We start from the raw sequence: 25,935 nt of genomic DNA, 5'->3' as shown, positions 1-25,935 counted from the left end.
TAGGCCGGATAAGCGAAGCGCCATCCGGCGTTAAGACGGCGCTACACCCGCCCGTAGCGGTCCTGGAAGCGCACGATATCGTCCTCTTCCAGATACGAACCGGAACGCACCTCAATTAAGTCGAGTGGAATTTTCCCCGGGTTTTCCAGGCAGTGCGTGGCACCCAGCGGAATATAAATGGACTCGTTTTCACCGAGCAGCTTCACTTCACCGTTGATGGTCACTTTGGCGGTTCCCGCCACCACTACCCAGTGTTCGGCGCGGTGATGGTGCATCTGCACCGACAGCCCTTCACCCGGCTTCACGGTGATGCGTTTCACCTGGTAACGCTCGCCAGCGTCAATGGAGTCATATTTGCCCCACGGGCGGTAGACTTCACGGTGAATATGGTGTTCGTGGCGGCCATCGGCCTTGATCTTCTCCACCACTTTTTTAACGTCCTGCACGGCATTACGGTCGGCAATCAGCACCGCGTCTTTGGTCTGCACGACCACCAGATCTTTCACCCCTACCGTGGTGACAAGGCCAGATTCGGCGTAGACGTAGCTGTTTTCCGTTTTGTGGCTGATCACATCACCGTGATGGACGTTACCCTCCGGGGTATGCGCGCTAATCTCCCACAGTGACGACCAGGAGCCAACGTCGCTCCAGCCCGCATCCATCGGCACCACTACCGCATCTGCCGTACGTTCCATCACCGCATAGTCAATGGACTCTTCCGGACAGGCGAGGAAGGCTTCTTCGTCCACGCGGATAAAATCGAGATCCGGATCCACCACCGCCATCGCTTTTTCGCAGGCATGTAAGATATCCGGGCGATATTTTTCCAGCTCTTCCAGATAGCGACCGGCGCGGAACAGGAACATACCGCTGTTCCAGTAGTATTCACCGCTGGCCGCGTAGGCCTGGGCGGTTTCCAGATTCGGTTTTTCGACAAACTGCGCCACGTCAAAGGCCACGCTGTCGCCTTCACCAGGCGTAACGCTGCCGCGGCGAATGTAGCCATAGCCGGTTTCCGGGAGATCCGGCACGATGCCGAAGGTCACCAGCTTGCCGTTCTCAGCGTAAGGAATCGCCGCGCGAACCGCGTCGCGGAAGGCGTCTTCCTGCTGAATAACGTGGTCAGCCGCCAGCACCAGCATCAGCGGGTCGCAGTCCGGGCTGCTGCGTTTTGCCGCCAGCGCCGCAAGAGCAATAGCAGGCGCGGTGTTGCGTCCGGCAGGCTCCAGAATGATATTTTCGGTCAGTTTATTCAGCTGGCGCAGTTGCTCGGCAACGATAAAGCGGTGCTGCTCGTTACAGATCACCACCGGGCTTTCACACTCCACGCCGTGCAGACGGTTAACCGTCGTTTGCAGCATGGTGAGGTCGCCCTTCAGGCACAGAAATTGTTTTGGATAAAGCACGCGGGACAGTGGCCACAACCGGCTCCCGGATCCACCCGCCATTACGACCGGATACAAAGTGGTTTGACTCATGATTTATCCCCGTATATCTGCAATAAATTGGCTCAGCACGTTCTCTTTCTCGAGCGTGCGTTCGGCATATTCACGTGCCACCGTGTTCTCTTTTGGCATGGCGAGTGCCTGCTCAATTCCGGTCACCAGCGCAGGAACCGATTCTGGCTCTACGCAAACGGCAATGCCCGGGTAGCTGTTGCACAGCTGGCCTAATTCTGTTGCGGCTTCTGCCGTAATCACCGCATTTCCGCCCACTGCCAGAATGTTGGTCAGCTTGGACGGCAGCACCGCATCCGCCGCGCCGCGTTTTTGCACCACCAGATGGCAATCCGCCATTTTCAGCAGCGCGGGCAGCGCGTCATAAGACTGAAGCGGGAAGAAGCGGATGTTGGTCAGTCCGCGCTCGCTGGCCATTTTTTCCAGCCGCGCTTTACCCCCGCCCTGCCCGACTATCACGAACATCCACGGGTGTTCGCTCAGCTGAAGCGCGGCGTCAATCACGCTCTCCAGCCCCTGTTTTTCACCGATGTTGCCTGAGTAAAGAATGATTTTTTGATCTTCAGGCAAACCGAGCTGCGCGCGTAACGCCTGCGCATCCTGGTCTGTCACATCGCGGAAACGCGCCACTTCGGACCAGTTCGGAAAGAAGATCACCTTCTCCGCCGGGACACCCTTCTCCTGCGCCTTGTTCATCATCGAGCGCGAGATGGTCGAGACGTAATCCACGTTGTGCAGGCCGCTGCGCTCAAAGGCGCTGGCGAGCTTCGCCACCTTGCCGCCCTTGCCTTTCCCGGCCATCCCCAGTCCGAGCATGGCGTCCACTTCATAATCCTGAATGTGCAGCAGGGTGCGCGCGCCGGAGAGTTTGCCCAGCAGGCGCATGCCTGGCGTGCAGAACAGCGTCGGCACCACGCCGATGATGCGATCCGGCTTCCAGCGACGCTGCGCCATCAGCGGGAAAAAACTGCTCAGGGCAAAGCTGCCCAGATGAATTAAACGTTTCAGCGTCGAGGGCTGTTTCGGCACGTAGAGCGGGCAGCGCCAGACGGTCGCAGCCCCCTCTTCGCGGCGGTAGCGCCAGCTGGAATAGCGTTCGCCTACCTTCCACTCCGGGTAATACGGCGGGGCAGTAATCACCCGCACGTCATGTCCCTGGCTCGCCATCCACTCGACCATCTCGCCGGTGTATTTCCCGATACCGGTAAGCTCCGGCGAGTAGTTAATTCCGTAGACGAGGATTTTCATAGGCCTGGCACCTCGGCCTGACGTTCCGCAAGGAAGTACGCCCGACTGTTGTCATGGACGTTGTCGCTTGCCAGCAGCGCCTCTGGCGTTAACCAGCGGTAATCGTCATGCTGAGAATCAGGCAGACGCAGGTCTGCCTCACTCACCTTCAGGCGGAACCCCAGCACGACATAGTGCGTGGTGAACCCGGTGCCCGAAAAGTTATCGTCATAGAAGTGCTGCCAGACCCCGTAAAACTGGCCCGCTGCCATCGGCAGTTGCAGGCCCAGTTCCGCCAGAGTGAGACGCTCAAACGCATCGCTTAGCGTCTCATCCTTCTGCACGCGCCCGCCGGGCACGAACCAGAAGCCCTGTGCAGGACGATTGGTTCGTTTCCCCAGCAAGAACTCGCCGCGTTCGTTCTCCACGATCAAATCAATTGAGATGAGCGGAGTGGAACGCACCACCGTGGCAAAATCTTCCTGACTTAAAAACATCATTACCCCCGGAAGCGGTGCTGGTTTTCCAGGAACCACTGGTAGGTGCTGGCCAGCCCCTGCTCCAGTGAGACCTCGTGATACCAGCCCAGCTGATGCAGACGGGTCACGTCCAGCAGCTTGCGCGGCGTGCCGTCCGGTTTGGTGGCATCAAACACCACGCGTCCTTTGTAGCCCACCACCTGCGCGATGGTCTGCGCCAGCTCGCGAATGGTGCAGTCCACGCCGGTCCCGACGTTAATGTGCGACAGCATCGGCTCGGTATTTTCCTGCCACACCTCGCGATCCAGCTCCATGACGTGAATGCTGGCTGCCGCCATATCGTCCACGTGCAGGAACTCGCGCATTGGCGTGCCGCTGCCCCACACCACCACGTCCGGGGCGTTTTCGGCAGTCGCCTCGTGGAAACGACGCAGCAGCGCCGGGATCACGTGCGAATTGCTCGGGTGGAAGTTGTCGTGCGGTCCGTACAGGTTGGTCGGCATCACCGAGCGATAGTCGCGGTTATACTGACGGTTGTACGATTCACACAGCTTGATCCCGGCAATTTTGGCAATCGCGTACGGCTCGTTGGTGGCTTCCAGCGTGCCCTGCAACAGTTCGCTCTCGGCGATCGGCTGTTTCGCCATTTTTGGGTAGATACAGGATGAACCGAGGAACAGCAGCTTGTTCACGTTGTGCAGATGCGCCGCGTGAATGATGTTGCTCTCAATCATCATGTTCTCGTAGATGAAATCCGCCGGGTAGGTGTTGTTAGCGACAATACCGCCCACCTTCGCCGCCGCCAGATACACCTGGTCGATACGTTCGCTGGCGAAGAAGTCTTGCACCGCTTTGCTGTCAAGCAGGTTCAGCTCGTCACGCGTGCGAACAATCACCTCAACGTCGCCGCGCTGTTCAAGCTGGCGGACAATCGCGGAACCCACCATTCCGCGATGACCGGCGACAAAAATACGTTGTTTTGTCATTCTCAGGACTCCAGCGCGATGGCAACCTCGTAGCCATGGGACTTGAGCAGGGAGTGTTTTTTCGCTGCTTCAAGATCTTTGGCCACCATCTCGGATACCATTTCTTGCAGGGTGGTTTCTGGTTTCCAGCCCAGCTTCTCGTGCGCTTTGGTTGGGTCGCCCAGCAGGGTTTCCACTTCAGCAGGACGGAAGTAACGCGGATCCACCTGAACAATCACGTCGCCTGGCTTCACGCCCGGTGCGTCGTGGCCGGTCACGGAAACAACGATACCCTTCTCTTCCACGCCGGTGCCTTCGAAGCGCAGCTTGATGCCCAGCTGTGCCGCAGCCATCTCAACGAACTGACGTACGGAGTACTGCACGCCGGTCGCGATCACGAAGTCTTCTGGCTGTTCCTGCTGCAGCATCATCCACTGCATTTTCACGTAGTCTTTCGCATGGCCCCAGTCACGCAGGGAGTCCATGTTGCCGAGGTGCAGGCAGGATTCCAGACCCTGAGCGATGTTGGCGATAGCGCGGGTGATTTTACGGGTCACGAAGGTTTCGCCACGACGTGGGGATTCGTGGTTGAACAGAATGCCGTTACAGGCGTACATGCCGTAGGATTCACGGTAGTTCACAGTGATCCAGTAAGCGTACAGTTTCGCTACCGCGTACGGAGAACGTGGGTAGAACGGCGTAGTCTCTTTCTGCGGAATTTCCTGCACCAGGCCGTACAGCTCAGAGGTAGATGCCTGATAGAAACGGGTTTTCTTCTCAAGACCCAGGAAGCGAATCGCTTCCAGCAGACGCAGCGTACCCATGGCGTCCACGTCAGCGGTGTATTCCGGGGATTCGAAGGAAACCGCAACGTGGCTCATCGCGCCCAGGTTGTAGACTTCATCCGGCTGTACTTCCTGCAGGATGCGGGTCAGGTTGGAGGTATCGGTCAGGTCGCCGTAGTGCAGGTGGAATTTCGGGTTCGCCGCGTGAGGATCCTGATAAATATGATCGACACGTTCGGTGTTAAATGAAGAGGCACGACGTTTAATACCGTGTACTTCATACCCTTTTTCCAGCAGTAACTCTGCCAGGTAAGAACCATCCTGCCCGGTAACGCCGGTGATGAGAGCGACTTTAGACATGTTTATATTCCTCTACTTATGAATTTAATCAGTTTCAACGCGTTCGCGTATCACCACTGCGGGGTTGCCACGGCAAATTTTATTTGCCGGTAGCGATTTAAAAACGCTGCTGCGGGCACCGACTACCGTGCCATCGCCAACAGAAACACCGGGTGCAACAAAGACGTCTGTTGCCAGCCAGCATTTTTCACCGATCACAACAGGCGAAGCGGTAATATCAAAATGCGGGCTCATAAAATCGTGGCTGCCGGTGCACAAATAACACTTCTGTGAAACCACCGAATTTGCGCCAATCGTAATCTCGCCAAGGGTATATAACACCGCGTCATCCCCTACCCAGGCGTAATCCCCAAGCGTTAATTTCCAGGGATAAGTAATTTTCACCGAAGGACGAATGACTACGTTTTTTCCTATTTTTGCGCCAAACAGACGCAGTAAAAATGCGCGCCAGCGGTACAGTATTTGCGGCGACCAGGCAAATAACGTTGCCTGTACAGCCCACCACAGTTGAACTTTAATACCGCTCCCGCCCCGAAAACCTTTCGGCACGGAGAATCCATTTAATTCCTGCATTACGTTTCCTTATATCTCAGGCTTTGTTATATAAGGCTTTCGCTTTACCCGTCGTTTTCAGACGTAAGAAATAAGATAATTCCGCCCAGAACCCCGGCACGCGTAATATTTTACGCTGCACGTTTTTGGCATCCTGGCACAATTCCAGATTATTCGAGGTTGACACGCCGCCCATTGAAAATTCGGATACCAGTCCTTTAATTCGACGGAACGGGTAGCCAGATTTGTACAGGCTGGCGGCCAGGGCATAATCTGATGACACTTTATATTGCAAATCGTAAGGCTGCTTTTTCAGGCCGCTCATCGGAAAGAAAATAGCCTGATGGCTTGCCGGCAAGCTGTGGTAGATATACCAGCCTGGTTTCGCGCCGCGCAGGACTTTTTTCCCCTCGCCGAAATCAAGCAGCGCATCACCGAAAAACATGGCATCTTCTTTCTGGCGCGCCAGCTGGCGTGCAAACAGCGCCACATCTTCATGGAACACGTCGCCGGAATTGAGGAAGATGGCGTAGCGCCCCTGCGCCATGTTGATGCCTTTATTCATGGCATCGTAAATGCCTTTATCTTTCTCGCTGATGTAACGTAAGTTGAACTCACCGTTAAGTTTTTCCAGGAACTCCGCCGTGCCGTCGTTCGAGCCGCCATCGACCACGATCCACTCAAAGGTGAGGCTCGGATCGCGCGCCAGGTTGCGCAGCGAGCGCCAGGTTTTTACCACCCCTTCGTGGTTACGAAAGGCGACAGTAATGACGCTAAGAAACATAAATCACCTCATTTCGTCATACGCTCGTAATATTCAGCGCTTTGCGCAAAATAAACGGACATACAATTAAGAATGCATATTCCGGGCTAAATATTGACCCGGTAAAAAACAACGACACCGGTGTGAACAGATAAAGTTGCACGCGAAAGTTCTGGTTATCACCAAACGCGTTAATCATCATTTTGAAAACTTTAAACAGATACCACAGTGTCAACAGTACGGCGAACCAGGAAAAATAGATAATTAACAGATACAGACCATTGTCTATGGTTTTACCGACATCCGCACCGTTAAAGATTCCGAATGATGCAACATATTCGTAAAGTGAGCCGAATCTTACTACGCCATCAATATGGGTTAAGGAATAACCCACCATCACCAGTGGACCAATGATGCGATAATAGGACGACGAACCTTCCGTTCCCAAATCACCCAGACGTTCAGAAATGTACGGGAAGGCGAATATTACGCCCACTAAAAATACCGTCAGAGAAATGATCGCCAGCGGCAGTTTTTTCTTAATCGCCTCTTTGTTCAGGTACTGGAACGCCCACTCCAGCAGGTAAAACAGAATAAACGTCATTACCCCTGAGAACGACCCTGACAGAACGATTCCTGCAAGAATCATAGCATCGGTCTTGGGGGTTTTGATACCGAACTGTTTGATGCTGAGCCAAATTGAGATTAATGCCAGAGCAAAAAACGCCGGTTCAAAATAGAGCGCAGTGGTACGCTTGCCACCAAACTTAATGAAGTTCAGTACATAGCTGTTACTGTATATAAGATATTTCGAAATTATTTCCATCAGGCTACTGCCGCCTGTGAGAATAATTTGCGCCATCTCCAATGCCGCAAGCATAACAATCAGCCCGACGACAATATAAAAGAACCTGAGGATTTTCCTATAATTGTGCGGAGAGATAGTTTTAAAACGAATACTCCACACCATGCCAATAATGATAACGATATAAACAAACAGCATGGTGGAGGTGACATATTTGCTGGCGTCCAGCGACTGACCAAAGATGTAGTTAAACGCCGTCAGACCAAACCCGATCCCCAGCGCAATCATCAGCTTTTTGAGGTTAAGCTTATCAACGTATAGCAACAGCAGAACCGGCAGGAAGGTGACGATGGTGATTGGGAAGCTTTCACCGAGCTGGGCAATCTTGACGTTGACCAGCAGGTAGATCAGCGGCAGCAGCAGATAACTACAGATTCTGATAGAACGAGACATACTCCTCCAGCATCTGTTGTCCACTGTACGCTTTGCGGCTGCGGTTGCGGAACGATTCCAGGTCCGTGCCAAAAACAGCCTGCGCGATATCGGCCTTCGACAGCTGCACCAGCGGCAGCACCTCGTTCTCACTGAAGGTTTTACCGCCCGATTTCTCCAGCACTTCGCGCGCCGCGTCGCTGTGGGTGGCAATGACCGGCACGCCAATGGAGAGCGCTTCGCACAGGATCAGCGGGTAGTTGTCCACTCGAGAGCTGAACACCAGCGCGTCCATACCGTTGAGCGCGCTCATCAATTTGCGCTTGTCGGTTTCAAACCCGTGATTCACCACGTTAGCGCCTTCGAACGGCGAGAATTTGCCGAAGGTATGCAGTTCAATTTTGTCGCCGAGCGCCATCATGTCGCGCACCAGCTGTTGGTTGGTTTTGCCGTCGTAGCGCAGGTCATGGGCGACGACAGCGATTTTCGGCTTGCCCGTGGTAATGGCTACGGGCGTCAGTTCGGCCAGGATCTCTTCCGTCGCCACATCAATACCGTTGTTGATAATCTGGCAGCGCCCTGCTCCGTACAGGCTATTGAAGGCATCTGCCACGTGCTGGCTTGGAGAGATAAAGGTGCAGCCGAGCGAGAGCATGTCGCGGAACAGCTGACGCTTGCCCTCAACCAGCTGATGCGCGCGATCGACCTTCACCGGCGGATAGTTGCTGAGCGTAGGGCATTTCTGGCAGTTATCTTTCCAGCCTTCGCAGCCGTCGGTAAAGGCGCAGCGTCCGGTCACGCTCCAGTGGTCGTGTAGCGTCCAGACGAAACGGGTGTCCGGCTTGTGCGCCTTCACTTTGCCACAAAACGCTACCACCTCTTCCAGATTCAGCCAGTAGCTGTGCAGCACGTGGAAGTGCAGTACAACCGGCCCGCGGGTGTGGGTGACGGTGCGGTAGAGGTTATTCAGGTTGCCGAACAGGTCGCGGTTAAACAGACGGAACAGCGCAATATTGGCGATGGAGGTCAGACGTGGCGTCTGCTTCAGCACCTGCGGATAGTTATCATGGCTGACGCTTTTCTTGCCGCCCTTGCCGTAACCGTAAACAAAGCGCGACTGTAATCCTTTTTGCAGCGCGCGCTGATGCAGATCCAGCGCTACGCCTGCCGCCCCGCCCTCTGCGAGGCGTACGTTAAATTGCAGAATGTTCATTTAATCACCTTCACGCGGGCTTTCTCGCCCACCACCAGCGCATTGTCCGGAATGCTGTCCAGCACCACGCTGCCTGCGCCAACCGTCACGTTATTGCCCACGGTAATCTCCCCGATCATCACCACGTTGGCGCCCAACTCGACGTTATTGCCAATCACCGGGCAGGCCAGGCTGTCTGGCCCACGGTTGCCGATTGTCACCCCGTGGCGAATGGTGAAATCATCACCCGCGACGACGAACTTGTTGATGACGACCGCATAGCCGTGATGAATGGTAAAGCGGCGGCCAATGGTGGCAGCGGCCTGAATTTCATAGCCAAAAAAGCATTCGGTGATGATGCGGTACAGCACCAGCACCGGCGCGGCCCAGATATTGTTCAGCACATTTTTTTTGCGCCACACCGAGCAAAAGTGCGCAATACGGTAGGCCAGAACCATGCAGCACGGGCGCAGGCTCCAGCTGTTAGCGCGGCAATCTTCCAGAAACATTATTTCCCCCGAAGCCCGTCAGCCAGACGCTTGCCGTTACGCACCGACAGCAGCGTCAGCAGCGTGCGCCAGTTCATGCGCTTATTGCGGATCTGATAGAGGGTAAAGAGCTGATACTTCCGACTGGCACGGTCAAACTTGTCCTTGTGCTTGCGGTAAAAATGGAAGTAGCCCGAGAATTTTTTCGGTGACGAGGTGATCTGCATCTCCCCGTGGTTGATGTGCAGGATCTGCGTGGCCTCTTCCACCTTCCACGGCTCGCCGTACTCCACCACCATCCGCAGGAAGATGTCGTAATCCTGCGCGGCCTTCAGCTCGGTATCGAACAGACACTCCTTAAAGCGCCAGGCCCAGGTAAATACCTGATTGCCAATGATGTTGCGCTTGTAGAACAGGCGGCGGGAATACGGTGATTTCGGATACAGCGGCAGGCTGGCCGGCTGCGAATAGACCTCGCCCTGACAGACATAGTCGTTGGCATACAGAAACGCGTGGGTCACCAGCTGCGCTTTGTGCGACAGGAAGATCGACAGACGGTTTGGCGTCCATTCGTCATCATCGTCGATACCGGTCAGATACTGCCCTTTCGCCTGCATAATCGCCTGATTGCGCACCGCGCACGCCCCGGAGTTGATGGCGTTGTGCGTGTACACCACGCGCGGGTCGTTCAGGTCTTCGACAAACTTTTGCAGCTGTTCGTAAGAGGAGGAACAGTCATCCACGATAATCAGTTCCCAGTTATCGTAATCCTGACGCAGGACCGATTTAATCGCGCGGATCGCCAGCTGCTGACGATTCCATGTCGGCATATAGATAGAAATCAAAGGGCGTTGTGTGCTCATGTATTCCTCCTGCCCCTCACCCCGGCCCTCTCCCCTGAGGGGAGAGGGTGAAAGACCGCACCAGGCAGTCCCCTCTCCCCTCAGGGGAGAGGGTTAGGGTGAGGGATGTGGGGTGTGTTTTGTTATTTAGAGTCAGACTTGTATTCGTACTCGTAGTAGCCGTAATCCTGATAACCCGTCGCACGGCGGAAGATGGAGTTCAGAATGACCCCTTTCACCTCAATACCGTTCTGCTCAAAGCGGCTCAGGCTGGTTTCCACTTCCTTCAGGGTGTTCACCGCATAGCGTGCAACCATCAGCGTGGTGCCCGCATGACGCCCTACCACGGCGGCGTCGGTGACCGCCAGAATTGGTGGGGTATCGATCAGCACCAGGTCATAGTTTTTGCTTGCCCACTCGATCAGCTGCGTGAAGCGCTCGCTCATCAGCAGTTCAGACGGGTTCGGCGGTACCTGGCCACGCGGGATCAGGTCAAATTTCGGAATCGAGGTCGGCTTGGCGCTCTCGCTGATCTCCCCTTTACCCAGCAGGATTTCCGACAGACCGTTAACGTTGTTGGTACCCAGCAGCTCATGGGTGTAGCCCTTACGCATGTCGCAGTCGATCAGCAGCACGCGCTGGTTGGTCTGGCTCACCACCGCCGCCAGGTTGGCACAGACGAAGGTCTTACCAATTGACGGGCTGACACCGGTCATCATCAGGACGTTGTTTTTGGCCTGCATCATGGCGAAGTGGAGGCTGGTACGCAGGCTACGCACCGCTTCAATCGCCAGGTCGGTCGGGTTACCCACGGCCAGCAGCTGGCTCTGTTTGTAACGCTTGACGCCCTTAACGGTTTTGACGCTGTCACGGGACTTCTGCCACTCCGAAAGCGGGATGCTGGCGTACACGCTGATCCCGTTCTCTTCCAGCACCTGCGGGCTTTCGATACCGCGGTTGAACAGCGAGCGCAGCAGCACGCCGACGATAGAGAGCATCAGGCCGAGAATAATGCTGCCGAGGATAATCAGCGCTTTCTTCGGCTTCAGCACGCCCGGCTGGGTAATCGCCGGGTCAACGATACGCACGTCGCCCACGGTGCTGGCTTCGGTGATTTTCAGCTCCTGCTGCTTGTTCAGCAGTTGCATGTAAACCTGCTGGCCGGATTCCACATCACGCGTCAGGCGTACGATTTCCTGCTGCGTCTTCGGCATCGCGGTCACGCGGTCATTCAGCTTCGCCTTCTCTTCTTCCAGGGTACGACGTTTCTCGAGCAGCGTGCGGTACGCCGGGTGACGTTTGGTATAGAGCTTGGAAATTTCCGCCTCTTTAAAGGTCAGCTCGTTTAGCTGCGCATCAATATTGACCATGGAGTCGAGAACCGATTTCGCCTCCAGCGGCAGGTCGACGGAGTCTTTATCCTGACGGTATGCGTTCAGCTTGTTCTCGGCGTCATCCAGACGGGCGCGCACCTCCGGCAACTGTTTACTGAGGAACGCGAGGCTTTTAGCGGCTTCCGCTGACTTGCGCTCAACGTTCTGCTCCAGGTAGTTACGGGTGATGCTGTTCAGGATGTCGCGGATTTGATCCTTGTCTTCACCGGTGAAGGTCATGCTCAGGACGCCGGTGTCCTTGCCGTTTTCGGTGACGGTCAGGTTGTTTTGCAGATTGTTGATCATTCCGAGCGTCGAGAATTTGGTGACCGTAAACTCACCGCCCTCGTGCGCCTGGATGGCACCAACCCTGATGCTCACGCCCTCTTTGGTCAGCATCTGCCCCACTTCGCCGCGCGCGCTGAAGCCTGCGTCGCTGGTCAGCTGATACTGTTTTGGTCCCAGCACGGTCAGGGTAAAGGTTTGGTCCCCTGCCCCTTTTGGAATCACGAAGTCGGTCACTTTTACCGTATCGTTACTGCGCCCCATCAGGCGATCCCAGCCTGCGCCAAACACCGGGAAGGTGTTTTTGGTGACCGCGATATCCAGCCCCAGATCGTGAACCGTTTTGCCCAATACCAGGCGCGACTGGATCAGCTGAATTTCAGCCTCCGATGCCGGCGGCTTGTTGGCCAGCGCAGAGCCGATATCCTGAACCAGCGAGTTTCCGGTATTTTGTTCGATCTGCACCAGCGCGTCGGCGCTGTAAATAGGCGTCGCGAACAGCGTATAAACGATCGCCGCCACGGCAAAGATGGCGGTTATACCCAGCACCCACCATTTCGCTTCAATAACGGTCCCGACCAGGCGACCGATATCGATTTCATCACTGCCCGACGTCGGGGCGGCAGAAGGTCTTGTTTTTTCTGTCATTGTTATCCCTGCTGAGCTTTCAGTGCCTGCGCCCACTGGCGGGCAGACTGGTCTAGTAAGGTGTATACCGCCTCAAAGGCCTCGCGGCTCTTGCGATACGGATCGGGAATTTCGCGCTCACCATCCCAGTGACCAAACAGCATCACCTTGCCGCGCATCTCCGGTGCGATATCGCACAGCGCGTGAATGTGGCGTTTTTCCATCGCGAGGATCAGGTCATATTCCCGGCACATTCGGCCAGAGACCTGACGGGCAACGTGCCCGTCGAGTGAGAGGTTATGCTCAAGGGCGACGCTTGCGGCACGTTCGTCGGCACCTTTTCCGACCAGCGCGCCCAGCCCTGCGGAGTCGACCGTTAACGCAGGCTGGTAATTTTTCAACAGCCTTTCAGCCGTGGGGGAACGGCAAATGTTCCCCACACACACCACCAGAATTTTGTTAAACATCGCGGCTTACCAGGTATGAATGTCGCTCGCCGTATCCGTCATGTAGCGAACGCCACTGATGGTAGGCAGCAACTGGTTGATCAGACGGTTCCAGCGGGCAACCGGCGCGGTGGTGACATAGACCACATCGTATGGCTGGAGACGGAACGACGTTGCCATGACCAGCGACGTCGCGTCGGACATGTCCAGCTGGTAGATGTTGGCAATCTTGCCTTTCGCGTTTTCGCCTTTGATCGGACGGATCACAAAGATACCGCTGGCGTTGGAGGCGGTCAGATCGATACCTTCCGCGTTGCCCAGGGCTTCGGTCAGGGTCATACCGCTGAAGTCCATCTTGAGGGTGCTCTGTTTCTTCACTTCACCCATCACGAACACTTTCAGATCGTCGTTGCGCGGCACGTAAAGAATATCGCCCGGATAGAGGAGACGGTTCTGGGTCAGGTCACCGTTTTGCATCAGCGCCTGAAGCGAAATGCGCTGCTCTTTGCCGTTGTGGGTCAGCACCACGTTGCGCCAGTCAGCACCGTCGGTTAAGCCGCCTGCGGCATTGATCGCATCAAGCACGGTGAGCGGGACGTTGGTGATAGCCTGCTGGCCGGATTTGTTGACCTGGCCTGAGATATAGGCTTTCTGGGATCGGAACGCGGCGATATTAACGTCCACCTGCGGGTCAGCAATGTACTGCGCCAGGCGGCCGGTAATATCACTACGGATCTCAGCAAGCGTTTTGCCCGCGACGTGCACTTTGCCAATGTAGGGATAGAACATGGTGCCATCGGACTGTACCCAGTTACCGGTGTCGCTTGAGCTACGGTACTGGCCCGCAGGTGTGGTCAGTTCCGGGTGATCCCAGACGGTCACGTTAATGACGTCACCCGGACCAACGCGATACTGGTAAGAGGCAATTTCCTGGTCCAGAGACATATTTGGCTGAGCAACATTCGGACGTGGGCGTAATTGTTCTACCAGACGTGGGGTTAATGGGTAAACATTCACCATTTTGTCGAGATCAAAATCAGCATCCTGCTGTTTAATCACATCCTTGCCCATTGTTGACATATTGCTGCCGGGAAAGACCGTGCAACCACTCATCAAGGTCACAGACACCAATAATGGCATCAATTTCATTTTGGATTTCATCATTGATTATTTATCACTTTGGCAGAGTAATTATCCTGTGCAATTAAAATAAGCGCGGGTCGTGGTGACAATCAGAATGCAGTTAATCATTTAGCAATATAACTGGCATCAGTCCTAAAAAAAGCTTATTCATCCATTGGCTATTGACAGAATAATTGAGGCTGATTCACACGCTTTCAGGCACGCTACCGCCCTTGGCTTTCAGTTACCAATCCACTGACTAAACAATGCGTTATGGTTAGACACCCTCTTGGATCAGGCCTTTTGAGAAATATATCCGCCACCTTAAACGGGTGATTGATAATGTATAACCTTCACCAAAGACTGAAACAAAAATAGCAACAAGGAGATTTAACATTTGATGCTGGAAGAATTGTTGCAGCTAACCTAATAGCAGGCAAGGAGACAACCGTCCTAATATTCGTTTTTAAGATTAATATTAAGAGCAAAGTTTTGAGGTTTTCGGATTTTCTTTATATTGACAAAATAGAGCGCGAGACCATTTATTGCGATATATCCTAAATATCGTCTTTTGTAATTAAATCTTCGCATTTAACTTATTTACACAGCCCCGCAAATGAGTTTTACCTGAGTGTAGCATTAAGAGAAATCTCACCCCGGCATTGCAATTTCCGTCTGCTTTATCCATGATCGAAGTGTGACATTAGTCATATAACAGAAGGTATTGCATTTACTATGGAATGGATTGCCGATCCATCAATCTGGGCCGGGCTGGTGACGCTGGTCGTCATCGAATTAGTGCTCGGCATTGATAACCTGGTGTTTATCGCCATCCTTGCCGATAAATTACCCCCTTCACAACGCGACCGCGCCCGCGTGACGGGTCTTCTGCTCGCCATGGTGATGCGTCTGCTGTTACTGGCCTCAATATCATGGCTGGTCACGCTCACCAAACCCTTATTCAGCGTGCAGGGTCTGAGCTTTAGCGCCCGCGACCTGATCATGCTTTTCGGCGGATTGTTCCTGCTGTTCAAAGCCACGGTTGAGCTTAATGAGCGGCTGGAAGGAAAAGACAGTGAAAACCCCACCCAGCGGCGCGGCGCTAAATTCTGGCCGGTGGTCGCGCAGATAGTGGTGCTGGATGCCGTCTTTTCTCTCGACTCCGTGATTACTGCCGTCGGGATGGTTGACCATCTGGCGGTGATGATGGCCGCCGTGATCATTGCCATCACCCTGATGGTGCTCGCCAGTAAAGCCCTGACGCGCTTCGTGAACAGTCACCCGACTATCGTCATTCTCTGTCTGAGCTTCCTGCTGATGATTGGCTTTAGCCTGGTGGCGGATGGTTTTGGCTTCCATATCCCGAAAGGATATCTGTACGCAGCCATTGGTTTCTCGGTGCTTATTGAGTTTCTTAACCAGCTGGCCATTTTCAACCGCCGCCGTTTTCTTTCCGCGAACCAGACATTACGACAGCGCACCGCAGATACGGTGATGCGCCTGCTGAGCGGCAAAAAAGAGGATGCCGAGCTGGATGCTGAATCCGCTGCGATGCTAGCCGACCACAGCGACGGGCAGATCTTCAACCCGCAGGAACGCCGGATGATAGAGCGCGTGCTTAACCTCAACCAGCGCTCGGTCAGCAGTATCATGACCTCCCGCCACGACATTGAGCATATTGACCTGACGGCACCGGAAGAGCAGATCCGTGCCCTGCTGGATAAAAACCAGCACACCCGCGTGGTGGTGACCGGCGGAGAAGAGGAAGAAGAGCTGCTGGGCGTGGTACACGTGATTGACCTGCTGCAACAGCAGCTTCACGGTGAGCCGCTCAACCTGCGCGCGCTGGTGCGCCAGCCGCTGGTCTTCCCGGAAGCGCTGCCGCTGCTCTCCGCGCTGGAGCAGTTCCGCAACGCGCGTACTCACTTCGCGTTTGTCGTTGATGAGTTTGGTTCTGTGGAAGGGCTGGTGACGCTCAGCGACGTGATGGAAACCATCGCGGGTAATCTGCCTAATGAGGTGGATGAGATCGATGCACGCCACGATATTCAGAAAAACGCAGACGGCAGCTGGACCGCCAACGGCCATATGCCGCTCGAAGATCTGGTGCAGTTCGTTCCGCTTCCGCTGGACGAGAAGCGCGAATACCACACCATCGCCGGTTTGCTGATGGAATATCTGCAACGTATTCCGCAGCCGGGCGAAGAGGTCCAGGTGGGGGATTACATGATCAAAACCTTGCAGGTAGAGAGCCATCGCGTGCAGAAGGTGCAGCTGATACCGCTGCGCGGTGAAGATGAGATGGATTTTGAGGTGTAAAAAAGCCGGGTGGCGCTTCGCTTACCCGGCCTACGGTGTCTGGCTTTTGTAGGCCGGGTAAGGCGAAGCCGCCACCCGGCACAACAGGCATCAGAGCTTATCGAGCAACTTTTTCACGTCCTTACCAGACTGAGACTCTTTATTGCGGTCCGCCCAGTCATTCAGCCGACGTTTCGCTTCATCCTGAAGGTGCTTACGCAGGATCTGATCGACCTGCAAACTGTAATTCAGTTCCTGCCATTTTCCGTACACGCGCAGCGGTATCGGCGTCTGTTTCAGGAACTCGACAAGCTGGCCTTCCCCTTCCCAGCCGGCCTTCACGCGGACGTTGAAGCGGGTGTCAACCGTCTCTTTCACCAGATCCAGCGCGCCGTTTCCGGTCAGCGCCAGCAGGGACGAGATTCCCTGCATCTCGTCGAGCGAGAGCTGACCGTTGTCGAGGGCAAGCTCGCTGGTAAAGCTGTCGAGACGGGTTGCGCTGTCGTAGTTTTCATTCGCCTTCACGCTGCTGCTGCGCTCTACCGCCTGCTGCACCAGTTGCTGGAAGTTCAGCCCTTCCATGCGCGAATCTTTTAGTTCAACGTGCGCCTGCCCCTTCCAGCTACGACGGAAGGCGTCCGCATCAATCTTCGTGCCGGAGAAATCCCCGGCCAGCGACAGCTGCCCCGTGAGGGAAATCGGGTAATTAAAGGCTTTCAGGATGGTGCCAATCTCAACGTTTTCCAGACGCGGCTGGAACGCGGCGCTGGCAATGTCTTTACGTACGTCCAGCGTGCCCGGCAGGGAGAGATTTCCTGCCCCCATTTTTCCGCTGAGCTCAGAGATGACCAGCAGGCCGTTGTGGTTGAACATCTGGCTGTTGACGTCAGTAAAATCAATCCCACGCCAGCGCACGCTGTTCGCTTTCAGCAGAATGTCGGCGGTAAATCCGCGCAGACCATTGTAGTCAGGCAGATCGAGACTGGAGGAGATCACCGGACGCGACTGCGTGACCTGGCTTTGCCCTACCTGCGCGACACCCTCATCGGTCGCATTCACCGTTTGGGCCGCGAGCAGGTTCTCAAGGTTCAGTTTGTCGAATTGCAGATCCAACACCCACTTGGGTTTCTCATCAAGCGTGACGCTCGCCTGCCCCTTCAGGGAACTGTCGTTGGCCTGGAGGTTGAGCGCGTTCAGTTCGAGCTGTTTGCGCTCTTCGTGCCACACCGCCTGCATCGTGCCCTGGCCGGCGATCCCCTTCGCGGGTAAATCCGCGCCGGTCAGCTGCCAGTTGACCTGCTCAACGTCCGCCGTCAGCTGGTGCGGGTAGTCAGAGGCGTTCACGTTCGCATTCATCGACAGGTTGAGATCGCGCTGATTACGGTTGATCCGCCCGGAGAACTCCATGGTCGCGTGATGGTTGGCGTCCTGCTCCATCCTGAGGTTGATATTGCGGACGGTGATCTGTTCGTCATCCTCATGCTGGAAAACCAGCACGCTGTCAGCGACTTTCAGATTACCAATATCGAAAGACCAGCCAGTGTCAGACGGAACGTCAGGCAAAGTATTTTCACGCGGTGCGACCGGAGCATTCGCCTGACGAACGGCTTCGGTTTGTGGCGTAAGCTGAATCACCGCCCCTTTCAGCATCACCTGTTCAACCTGGAGCTGATGGGATAAGAGCGGGATGAGCGCGACATCAAGACGCATGTTATCCGCCGTAACAAGCGGCTGCGCCGCGCCCGGCGCGGTGAGCGACATACGTCCGGAGAGAATGCTGAGCTGCGGCCAGACGTGCCAGCGCAGCGGCCCGTCCAACTTGAGTTCATACCCGCTGCGCGCTTCAACCTGCCGCACCATGTAGGCCCGGAAGTCATTCGGGTTAACCAGCAGCACCAACGCTGAAAGGCCAGCCACCAGCACCACCAGCAAAATCATCAGCGTTGTCAGAACTCTTCTCATGGCTTCCTCAGTGAACTCACAGATCAGTCTTTATCGATACGGCTGGCAACCGCACCCTGCTGGTCGCGATATTTTGCGTCCTGACGGCGGTTATAAGGACGGTCTGCCGGGCCGGTCAGCGGTTCGAAGCTCAACGCACCGATCATCATTCCCGGGCGAAGCGCCAGCGGCAGTTTACCGGCGTTAAAGAACTCCAGCACGATACGGCCAGACCAGCCCGGATCGATACGGTGCGCGGTGACGTGCACCATCAGGCCCAGACGCGCCAGAGAAGAGCGTCCGTCAAGCCAGCCGACCAGATCCGCAGGCAGCGTGACCGATTCAAAGGTCACCGCCAGCGCCAGTTCGCCAGGATGGAGATAAAACGCCTCTCCTTCTTCGATGACGATTTCGTCACTCATGACGCGATCCAGCGCCGCACTGACTTCGTCTTTCGGCCCGCTGAGGTCGATAAACGGTGCCGTGTGGCCGCTGAAGGTGCGGAACTTATTCCCCAGACGTACATCGACGGTCACGCCGTTAATACGCTCAACCGGCGGACGCGGGGTGATAGACAGGCGGCCTTCATCCAGCCAGGCTTCTATATCGCGGTCACAAAGACGCATGGCACTTTCTCCTTTCGTGCATCGCGCCCTGAATCCTTACGGCGTCAGGGCAAAACCAGGTTATCTCTGAACGGTACACAATTCACACGGCTTATTCAAAAAACTGACTGATTTTCGCTTTTAAGATATCAATGGCAATACGGTTTTTACCGCCGCGAGGCACAATAATATCGGCGTATTGTTTAGAAGGCTCAATAAATTGCAGGAACATCGGACGAACGGTTTTCTGATACTGCGCCATCACGGAGTCCATGGAGCGACCGCGTTCGTTAACGTCGCGTTTAATACGCCGCATCAGGCAGATATCCAGCGGGGTATCGACGAAAATCGAGAAGTTCATTGATTCGCGCAGACGGGCGTCGGTGAGCAGCAAAATCCCTTCAAGAATAATCACCTTCTTGGGCTCAATGCGGATCGTTTCCTGGGTGCGGGTATGTTCCACGTAACTGTAGACGGGCAGCTCAATCGCCTCGCCGCGCTTCAGCGCTTCCAGATGCTGGAACAGCAGGCTGTGATCCATCGCACTGGGGTGGTCGTAGTTGGTTTTTACGCGCTCTTCCATCGAAAGATGGGATTGATCTTTGTAATAGCTATCTTCGGGAATAACACCGATATGCTCATCACCCACTTGTTCACGCAGTTCGCGATAAAGCGTACTGGCAATAAGACTTTTACCTGAAGCCGATGCGCCGGCGATGCCTATGATGACGCACTGATGAGACTTATCAGTCATAAATTTAGCGACCTGATTAACCTGGATGTAAGGAAGGACGACGCCGGAGCGTCAAACGCGGCAATTATAGGGATTTCGGGGGCGTGATACCAGTCGAATGCGCAGGTTATGCGAGGCGGGCTGAAAAGCGCCGTTTCACGCCTTTAGCGAAATTTTTACGCACGGATTTTCACCATTTCATCCCCCTTCTTCGCAGAGTAACTATTTTATAAGTCTATGAAGTCAAAATCTGAGCACTCAGCATATGAATTGTAAAATGTTTGTACTAGCATAAACCAAATTAATGATTTCACGCGTCCGGAGCTGGCTCCTGACAACACGGCGTCCCTGGATAGAGCGGTAATGAATAAACAATACCAGCGGGTTTTGGTTACTACCCCACATCCTTTACTGCGGCTTGTCTGTCTGGGCCTGGTCACGTTTATCTTCACCTTATTTTCCCTTGAGCTGACTCGCTTCGGTACGCTGCTGGCGCCATTGTGGTTCCCGACCTCCATTATGATGGTGGCGTTTTACCGCCATGCGGGAAAAATGTGGCCCGGCATCGCCCTCGCCTGCTCCTTTGGCAATATTTTTGCCTCGTGGATGCTCTTTTCATGGGAATCAATCAACTTAACCTACACGGCAATCAATATTATTGAGGCCTGTGTTGGTGCGGTGTTGCTGCGTAAGCTGCTCCCCTGGTATAACCCGCTGCAAAACCTCAACGACTGGATACGCCTTGCCCTCGGCAGCGCCCTGGTGCCGCCGCTGGTGGGCGGCATTCTGGTTCATTTTCTGGTGCCAGGCGCGGAGCCGCTGCGTAATTTTCTGTTTTGGGTACTTTCAGAAGCCATTGGCGCGCTGGCGCTTGTACCGTTAGGTCTGCTGTTTAAACCGCATTACCTGCTGCGCCACCGCAACCCGAGACTGCTGCTGGAAACGCTGGTGACCCTGGTCGTTACGCTGGTTCTTAGCTGGACGGCAATCACCTGGCTGCCGTGGCCGTTCACCTGCATCATCGTTTTGCTGATGTGGAGCGCGGTACGCCTGCCGCGAATGGAAGCATTCCTGATTTTTTTATTCACCATCATGATGGTGTCCTTGATGATGGCGCGAAACCCGCCCTCCATGACACCTTCAAACATGATGGTGACCTTCAACGCGCCATGGCTTCCCTTCCTGATGATGCTGCTCCCCGCCAACATTATGACGATGGTGATGTATGCCTTCCGGGCCGAGCGTAAACATATTACGGAAAGCGAAGAACGTTTTCGTAATGCGATGGAATATTCCGCCATTGGTATGGCGCTGGTGGGCATTGAGGGCCAGTGGCTTCAGGCCAACAAGGCGCTGTGCAATTTCCTCGGTTACAGTCAGTCTGAGCTTCAGTCGCTCACGTTCCAGCAGTTAACCTGGCCGGAAGATTTAAATACCGACCTGGAGCAGTTGCAACAGCTGATTAACGGGGAGATCAACAGCTACAGCCTCGAAAAACGCTACTACACCCGCAGCGGCGAGGTGGTGTGGGCGCTGCTGGCCGTTTCCGTTGTGCGCCATGCCGACGGTACGCCGCTCTACTTTATTGCCCAGATTGAAGACATCAACGACCTGAAACAGACCGAGTGGGTGAATAAGCGTCTGATGGAGCGTATCACCCTCGCGAACGAAGCCGGCGGCATCGGGATCTGGGAGTGGGATCTCGAGCCGGACGTGATCAGCTGGGATAAACGGATGTTTGAGCTGTACGAGATCCCCCCGCACATTAAACCTACCTGGCAGCTCTGGCATGCGGCCATGGTGCCTGAAGATCGTCCGCACGCCGAACAGGTACTGCGTGAGTCACTCCAGGCCAGGGTGCCTTTCAAGCTGGAATTTCGCATTCGCGTCAAGGATGGCATTCGCCACATTCGTTCGCTGGCGAACCGGGTGCTGAACAAACAGGGCGAAGTGGAGCGGCTGTTAGGGATCAACATGGATATGACCGAGGTGAAGCAGTTGAACGAGGCGCTGTTTCAGGAAAAAGAGCGCCTGCATATCACCCTCGACTCCATCGGCGAAGCGGTGCTGTGCACCGATATCGACATGAACATCACCTTTATGAACCCGGTCGCCGAGAAGATGAGCGGCTGGTCGCAAAGCGAAGCGCTGGGTCAGCCCGTTCTGAAGGTGCTGCACATTACCTTCGGCGAGAACGGCCCGTTAATGGAAAACATCCACAGCGGCGATATGTCCCGTACCGATATCGAACAGGATGTGGTGCTTAACTGCCGGAATGGCGGCAGTTTCGACATTCATTACAGCATTACCCCGCTCAGCACCCTGGAGGGGCACGCTATCGGCTCGGTGCTGGTGATTCAGGATGTCACCGAGTCGCGCAAAATGCTGCGCCAGCTGAGCTACAGCGCTTCCCATGACGCCCTTACCCACCTGGCGAACCGCGTCAGTTTTGAAAACCATCTTAAGCGCCTGTTGCAGACGGTACAGGAGACCCATCAGCGTCACGCGCTGGTCTTTATCGATCTTGACCGTTTTAAGGCGGTGAACGATACCGCAGGCCACGCGGCGGGCGACGCGCTCCTGCGCGAACTCTCTTCGCTGATGCTGACCATGCTGCGCTCCAGCGACGTGCTGGCGCGTCTGGGCGGCGACGAGTTTGGCCTGCTGCTGCCGGACTGCAACGTCGAAAGCGCACGCTATATTGCGGGCCGGTTGATCGACGCCATCAACAACTATCATTTTTCCTGGGAAGGACGCCTGCACCGCATCGGCGCCAGCGCGGGGATCACATTGATTGACGACGCTAATTATCAGACAGCGGAAGTGATGTCTCAGGCCGATATCGCCTGTTACGCCTCGAAAAACAGCGGGCGCGGTGTGGTCACCGTCTATGAACCCCAGCAGGAGCGGATCCACAGCACGCGCAGCATGATGTCGCTGGATGAGCAGTGGCACATGATCAAAGATAATCATCTGCTGATGATCGCCCGCAGCGTCGCCTCACCGCGCATTCCCGAGAGCAGTAGCTTCTGGCTGATTTCCCTGCGGTTGTGGACCAGCCAGGGGGAAGTGCTGGAAGAGCATGCCTTCCGCGCCGGGCTGGCGGAGCCGGAGCTGCTGCACGCCCTTGACCGACGTATATTCAGCGAATTTTTCCGTACCTATGCCGCACAGGTGGCGGCCAAAGGGATGGGCGTCGCGCTGCCGCTCTCAGAAGCGGGTTTAGCCAGCGTCACGCTGGTGGATGAGCTGCTCGACCTGATCACCAGAGGTCCGCTGCCGGCGCGGCTGCTGCATCTGGCGATCGCCGTTGATGTGCTGAGCAATACGGATGAAAACGTGCAGCAGGGTCTGCAAAAGCTTCGTCAGGCTGGCTGTCGCGTGGTGCTGACCCGGGTTGGACGCGATATGAACGTCTTCAGCCAGCTCAGCGCCAACACCGCTGATTATTTGCTGCTGGATGCAGACGTGGTAACCAACGTCCACGGCAATCTGATGGATGAGATGATGGTGACCATCATTCAGGGCCACGCCCAGCGTCTGGGCATAAAAACCATTGCCGGGCCATGCCATCAGTCGATCATGATGAATACGCTGTCGGGCATCGGCATTGACTTTATTTACGGCGACACCATCGGGGAAGCGCAGCCGCTCGATCTACTGCTGAATACCAGCTATTTCGCCATCAACTGACGGCGACCAGCCGTCGGTGTACCAGATATGTAACAGCGCATACGAGCGCCACGGCTGCCAGCGCTCGGCATAGCGACGGATCTGCGCGGGCGTCATACCGGCAAAGCGCTGTTTAATGAGATAATCATCCGGCAGGAAAACATCCTTCGCCTGCCAGCCGCGCAAGGCCAGATAATTAGCGGTCCAGCGCCCGATGCCGGGGCGCTGCTGTAGCGCCTTCATCCCGGCCTCGACGTTCGCAGGCGGGAACAGCGGGAATTCACCGTCCACCACCGACTGCGCCAGATGAATCAACGACTCCGCACGCTTGAGCGGCATCCCAAGGGCTTTCAACGCCAGCGGATCCACCGCGGCCAGTACCTCTGGCGGAGGAAAACAGAGGTAGCCCGGCGCGTCCTGGATGGGTTCACCGCACAGCGCCACCACTCTTGACGCCAGTTTTGCCGCCATCGCCACGCTCACCAGTTGCCCGAGAATGGCGCGCACGCCCTGCTCATAGGCATCCATCGCGCCCGGCAAACGTAACCCCGGCCGCGCCGCGCCGAGGTCGCCCAGGGACTGCGCAATTCTTAGCGGGTCGCAATCAAGATCGAACAGGCGGGCAATGCGATCCAGGCAAATATCCGCCACCGGGATCAGGCCAGGGCTGAGCGACACCGCCAGCGTATGGGTTGCGCTGTCTGGCACAACCCGAAATATGCCCTGATGCCCCGCATAGCCAAAACTGCGTTCGTAGTAATCCTCCGTAGCGGTCTCAACCCCTGTGACCGCACGCGCGGCAAGAAAGCCAAACATCCACTGCCAGTCGTAGGGCGGTTGCCAGTTCAGGGTGTACATCGTCTCTCCTTTTGTATTTACCTCAGCATAAACCGAAAGATCGCGTTGCGCCTTGCTTTCATATTCCTGTTGTCGCCTGGCAGACATTTCGCTAAAGTCTCGCCCCTTCTCACCGGCATGGGGATTTATTGTGTTTATTGGATTCGACTACGGCACCGCAAACTGCTCGGTTGCGATAATGCAAAACGGACAACCGCAGCTCCTGAAAATGGAAAACGGCAGTACGCTGTTGCCGTCAATGCTCTGTGCGCCCACGCGTGAAGCGGTGAGCGAGTGGCTGTTCCGCCATCATCAGGTTCCGGCCACGGCGGCGGAAACCCAGGCGCTGCTGCGCCGTGCGGTCAGCTTTAACCGCGAGGAAGATATCGACGTTACCCCTTCCAGCGTGCAGTTCGGCCTCTCTTCCCTCGGGCAGTACATTGAAGACCCGGAAGAGGTCTACTTCGTTAAATCGCCGAAATCCTTCCTCGGCGCCAGCGGCCTGAAGCCACAGCAGGTGGCGATGTTTGAAGATCTGGTCTGCGCGATGATGCTGCACATCCGCAATCAGGCGCAATCCCAGGTGCCGGATGCCATCACCCAGGCGGTGATTGGCCGTCCGATCAACTTCCAGGGGCTGGGCGGCGACGAAGCCAACCAGCAGGCGCAGGGGATCCTTGAGCGTGCAGCGCACCGGGCTGGCTTCCGTGACGTGGTGTTCCAGTATGAGCCGGTTGCGGCGGGACTGGATTTTGAAGCCACGCTGACGGAAGAGAAACGGGTGCTGGTGGTGGACATCGGCGGTGGTACGACGGACTGTTCATTACTGCTGATGGGTCCGCAGTGGCATCATCGTCGCGATCGTGAAAACAGCCTGCTGGGACACAGCGGCTGCCGCGTGGGCGGTAACGATCTGGATATCGCCCTGGCATTCAAGAGCCTGATGCCGCTGCTCGGCATGGGCGGTCAAACCGATAAAGGCATCGCCCTGCCGATCCTGCCATGGTGGAATGCGATTGCCATCAACGACGTCCCTGCCCAGAGTGATTTTTACAGCACCGCGAATGGGCGTTTCCTTAACGATCTGGTGCGTGATGCGCAGGATGCAGAGAAGGTCGCGCTGCTGTATAAGGTGTGGCGTCAGCGTCTGAGCTACCGGGTGGTGCGCACCGCCGAAGAGAGCAAAATCGCCCTTTCCGATCGTCCTGAGCATGCGGTTACGCTGCCGTTTATCAGTGACGATCTGGCTACGGCTATCACCCAGGAAGGGCTGGAAATGGCGCTGGCTCAGCCGCTACAGCGTATTCTGGAGCAGGTGCAGCTGGCGCTTGAGAATGGCAAAGAGAAACCGGACGTGATTTACCTGACCGGCGGTAGCGCCCGTTCACCGCTGATCAAGAAAGCGCTGGCGGAACAGCTGCCGGGGATCCCGATTGCCGGCGGCGATGACTTTGGCTCCGTTACGGCAGGACTGGCCCGCTGGGCGCAGGTGGTGTTTAGCTAATGGGGTTGTGCCGGGTGGCGCTGCGCTTACCCGGCCTACGGTTCAAGGATCTTGTAGGCCGGGTAAGGCGAAGCCGCCACCCGGCGAAACAACGCACCACACTCAGACCATTCCTGACAGTCTTCCATATTTCCTCCATTTTTCC

The 25,935-nt window shown here is 55.7% G+C and carries 21 protein-coding genes; 3 read left to right on the top strand and 18 right to left on the bottom strand.

Going from position 1 to position 25,935, the window contains the following annotated elements; all coding sequences use genetic code 11:
- Positions 1-41: 41 nt before the first annotated feature.
- The 14 genes from cpsB to IM282_RS09885 all read right to left on the bottom strand — a co-directional run bounded on the left by cpsB (position 42) and on the right by IM282_RS09885 (position 14,242).
- Positions 42-1,478 carry a mannose-1-phosphate guanyltransferase gene (cpsB, locus tag IM282_RS09950; RefSeq protein WP_192970363.1) on the bottom strand — a complete coding sequence of 479 codons (1,437 nt, stop codon included), beginning with the start codon at positions 1,476-1,478 and terminating at the stop codon, positions 42-44.
- 3 nt (positions 1,479-1,481) lie between these two features.
- The gene (gene wcaI, locus IM282_RS09945; RefSeq protein ID WP_022648633.1) at positions 1,482-2,705 is read right to left on the bottom strand and encodes a colanic acid biosynthesis fucosyltransferase WcaI; all 1,224 of its coding nucleotides are present in this window, start codon (positions 2,703-2,705) and stop codon (positions 1,482-1,484) included.
- Positions 2,702-3,181 carry a GDP-mannose mannosyl hydrolase gene (locus tag IM282_RS09940; protein ID WP_072201098.1) on the bottom strand — a complete coding sequence of 160 codons (480 nt, stop codon included), beginning with the start codon at positions 3,179-3,181 and terminating at the stop codon, positions 2,702-2,704. The genes wcaI and IM282_RS09940 overlap by 4 nt, the downstream gene beginning before the upstream one ends.
- Before the next feature lie 2 nt (positions 3,182-3,183).
- On the bottom strand, positions 3,184-4,149 hold the full coding sequence (locus IM282_RS09935) for a GDP-L-fucose synthase (protein WP_015572377.1): 966 nt from the start codon (positions 4,147-4,149) through the stop codon (positions 3,184-3,186).
- Positions 4,150-4,151: 2 nt separating this feature from the next.
- Positions 4,152-5,273 (bottom strand): GDP-mannose 4,6-dehydratase, encoded by a 1,122-nt coding sequence (gmd, locus tag IM282_RS09930; protein WP_003863514.1) that lies wholly within the window; start codon positions 5,271-5,273, stop codon positions 4,152-4,154.
- Between the two features lie 24 nt (positions 5,274-5,297).
- Positions 5,298-5,846: a colanic acid biosynthesis acetyltransferase WcaF gene (wcaF, locus tag IM282_RS09925; protein ID WP_003863512.1), complete on the bottom strand. Its 549-nt coding sequence runs from the start codon at positions 5,844-5,846 to the stop codon at positions 5,298-5,300.
- 16 nt (positions 5,847-5,862) lie between these two features.
- Positions 5,863-6,609, bottom strand: coding sequence for a colanic acid biosynthesis glycosyltransferase WcaE (wcaE, locus tag IM282_RS09920; protein ID WP_192970362.1), 747 nt, complete (start codon positions 6,607-6,609; stop codon positions 5,863-5,865).
- Between the two features lie 16 nt (positions 6,610-6,625).
- Entirely contained in the window at positions 6,626-7,846 is a 1,221-nt protein-coding gene (gene wcaD / locus IM282_RS09915) for a colanic acid polymerase WcaD (protein WP_022648637.1), read from the bottom strand.
- Positions 7,821-9,038, bottom strand: coding sequence for a colanic acid biosynthesis glycosyltransferase WcaC (gene wcaC, locus IM282_RS09910; RefSeq protein ID WP_192970361.1), 1,218 nt, complete (start codon positions 9,036-9,038; stop codon positions 7,821-7,823). Before wcaC ends, wcaD begins: the two co-directional genes overlap by 26 nt.
- Positions 9,035-9,526 carry a colanic acid biosynthesis acetyltransferase WcaB gene (gene wcaB, locus IM282_RS09905; RefSeq protein WP_023300548.1) on the bottom strand — a complete coding sequence of 164 codons (492 nt, stop codon included), beginning with the start codon at positions 9,524-9,526 and terminating at the stop codon, positions 9,035-9,037. The genes wcaC and wcaB overlap by 4 nt, the downstream gene beginning before the upstream one ends.
- Positions 9,526-10,368: a colanic acid biosynthesis glycosyltransferase WcaA gene (wcaA, locus tag IM282_RS09900; RefSeq protein ID WP_006811246.1), complete on the bottom strand. Its 843-nt coding sequence runs from the start codon at positions 10,366-10,368 to the stop codon at positions 9,526-9,528. The genes wcaB and wcaA overlap by 1 nt, the downstream gene beginning before the upstream one ends.
- Positions 10,369-10,490: 122 nt before the next feature.
- Positions 10,491-12,653 (bottom strand): tyrosine-protein kinase Wzc, encoded by a 2,163-nt coding sequence (wzc, locus tag IM282_RS09895; RefSeq protein WP_192970360.1) that lies wholly within the window; start codon positions 12,651-12,653, stop codon positions 10,491-10,493.
- 2 nt (positions 12,654-12,655) lie between these two features.
- The gene (gene wzb, locus IM282_RS09890; protein ID WP_003862078.1) at positions 12,656-13,099 is read right to left on the bottom strand and encodes a low molecular weight protein-tyrosine-phosphatase Wzb; all 444 of its coding nucleotides are present in this window, start codon (positions 13,097-13,099) and stop codon (positions 12,656-12,658) included.
- Positions 13,100-13,105: 6 nt separating this feature from the next.
- A complete protein-coding gene (locus IM282_RS09885) occupies positions 13,106-14,242 on the bottom strand; it encodes a polysaccharide export protein (RefSeq protein WP_022648641.1) in 1,137 nt (378 codons plus the stop codon).
- Between the two features lie 693 nt (positions 14,243-14,935).
- Here IM282_RS09885 and IM282_RS09880 point away from each other — a divergent pair.
- Positions 14,936-16,519, top strand: a complete 1,584-nt coding sequence (locus IM282_RS09880; protein WP_015572372.1) for a TerC family protein — start codon at positions 14,936-14,938, stop codon at positions 16,517-16,519.
- 90 nt (positions 16,520-16,609) lie between these two features.
- Here the strand turns inward: IM282_RS09880 and asmA are convergent, their stop codons facing one another.
- The 3 genes from asmA to udk form a co-directional block, all read right to left on the bottom strand.
- Positions 16,610-18,460, bottom strand: coding sequence for an outer membrane assembly protein AsmA (gene asmA, locus IM282_RS09875; RefSeq protein WP_192970359.1), 1,851 nt, complete (start codon positions 18,458-18,460; stop codon positions 16,610-16,612).
- Positions 18,461-18,483: 23 nt separating this feature from the next.
- A complete protein-coding gene (gene dcd, locus IM282_RS09870; protein ID WP_006811250.1) occupies positions 18,484-19,065 on the bottom strand; it encodes a dCTP deaminase in 582 nt (193 codons plus the stop codon).
- Positions 19,066-19,156: 91 nt separating this feature from the next.
- A complete protein-coding gene (gene udk / locus IM282_RS09865; RefSeq protein ID WP_000130320.1) occupies positions 19,157-19,798 on the bottom strand; it encodes a uridine kinase in 642 nt (213 codons plus the stop codon).
- Between the two features lie 342 nt (positions 19,799-20,140).
- On the opposite strand from udk, the gene IM282_RS09860 reads away from it, so the two are divergent.
- Positions 20,141-23,470: a diguanylate cyclase gene (locus tag IM282_RS09860; RefSeq protein ID WP_032623944.1), complete on the top strand. Its 3,330-nt coding sequence runs from the start codon at positions 20,141-20,143 to the stop codon at positions 23,468-23,470.
- On the opposite strand, the gene alkA is transcribed toward IM282_RS09860, so the two are convergent.
- Positions 23,435-24,307 (bottom strand): DNA-3-methyladenine glycosylase 2, encoded by an 873-nt coding sequence (gene alkA, locus IM282_RS09855; protein WP_126490560.1) that lies wholly within the window; start codon positions 24,305-24,307, stop codon positions 23,435-23,437. The two genes, IM282_RS09860 and alkA, sit on opposite strands and share 36 nt — an antisense overlap.
- A gap of 130 nt (positions 24,308-24,437) precedes the next feature.
- Here alkA and yegD point away from each other — a divergent pair, with 130 nt between their 5' ends.
- Positions 24,438-25,790 carry a molecular chaperone gene (gene yegD, locus IM282_RS09850; protein WP_126490561.1) on the top strand — a complete coding sequence of 451 codons (1,353 nt, stop codon included), beginning with the start codon at positions 24,438-24,440 and terminating at the stop codon, positions 25,788-25,790.
- Positions 25,791-25,935: the final 145 nt, after the last annotated feature.

The sequence above is a fragment of the Enterobacter cloacae complex sp. P29RS genome, assembly GCF_014893445.1.
GTDB classification, from domain to species: domain Bacteria; phylum Pseudomonadota; class Gammaproteobacteria; order Enterobacterales; family Enterobacteriaceae; genus Enterobacter; species Enterobacter intestinihominis.
This window is presented reverse-complemented; position numbering and strand designations above follow the sequence as displayed.

Coding starts and splice junctions, on each gene's coding strand:
- cpsB (WP_192970363.1), bottom strand. CDS start 1,478: ATGAGTCAAACCACTTTGTATCCGGTCGTAATGGCGGGTGGATCCGGG.
- IM282_RS09935 (WP_015572377.1), bottom strand. CDS start 4,149: ATGACAAAACAACGTATTTTTGTCGCCGGTCATCGCGGAATGGTGGGT.
- asmA (WP_192970359.1), bottom strand. CDS start 18,460: ATGAGAAGAGTTCTGACAACGCTGATGATTTTGCTGGTGGTGCTGGTG.
- wcaE (WP_192970362.1), bottom strand. CDS start 6,609: ATGTTTCTTAGCGTCATTACTGTCGCCTTTCGTAACCACGAAGGGGTG.
- dcd (WP_006811250.1), bottom strand. CDS start 19,065: ATGCGTCTTTGTGACCGCGATATAGAAGCCTGGCTGGATGAAGGCCGC.
- wcaB (WP_023300548.1), bottom strand. CDS start 9,526: ATGTTTCTGGAAGATTGCCGCGCTAACAGCTGGAGCCTGCGCCCGTGC.
- wzc (WP_192970360.1), bottom strand. CDS start 12,653: ATGACAGAAAAAACAAGACCTTCTGCCGCCCCGACGTCGGGCAGTGAT.
- IM282_RS09940 (WP_072201098.1), bottom strand. CDS start 3,181: ATGTTTTTAAGTCAGGAAGATTTTGCCACGGTGGTGCGTTCCACTCCG.
- wzb (WP_003862078.1), bottom strand. CDS start 13,099: ATGTTTAACAAAATTCTGGTGGTGTGTGTGGGGAACATTTGCCGTTCC.
- wcaC (WP_192970361.1), bottom strand. CDS start 9,038: ATGAACATTCTGCAATTTAACGTACGCCTCGCAGAGGGCGGGGCGGCA.
- wcaA (WP_006811246.1), bottom strand. CDS start 10,368: ATGAGCACACAACGCCCTTTGATTTCTATCTATATGCCGACATGGAAT.
- wcaI (WP_022648633.1), bottom strand. CDS start 2,705: ATGAAAATCCTCGTCTACGGAATTAACTACTCGCCGGAGCTTACCGGT.
- IM282_RS09860 (WP_032623944.1), top strand. CDS start 20,141: ATGAATAAACAATACCAGCGGGTTTTGGTTACTACCCCACATCCTTTA.
- alkA (WP_126490560.1), bottom strand. CDS start 24,307: ATGTACACCCTGAACTGGCAACCGCCCTACGACTGGCAGTGGATGTTT.
- gmd (WP_003863514.1), bottom strand. CDS start 5,273: ATGTCTAAAGTCGCTCTCATCACCGGCGTTACCGGGCAGGATGGTTCT.
- IM282_RS09885 (WP_022648641.1), bottom strand. CDS start 14,242: ATGATGAAATCCAAAATGAAATTGATGCCATTATTGGTGTCTGTGACC.
- IM282_RS09880 (WP_015572372.1), top strand. CDS start 14,936: ATGGAATGGATTGCCGATCCATCAATCTGGGCCGGGCTGGTGACGCTG.
- wcaD (WP_022648637.1), bottom strand. CDS start 7,846: ATGTCTCGTTCTATCAGAATCTGTAGTTATCTGCTGCTGCCGCTGATC.
- udk (WP_000130320.1), bottom strand. CDS start 19,798: ATGACTGATAAGTCTCATCAGTGCGTCATCATAGGCATCGCCGGCGCA.
- wcaF (WP_003863512.1), bottom strand. CDS start 5,846: ATGCAGGAATTAAATGGATTCTCCGTGCCGAAAGGTTTTCGGGGCGGG.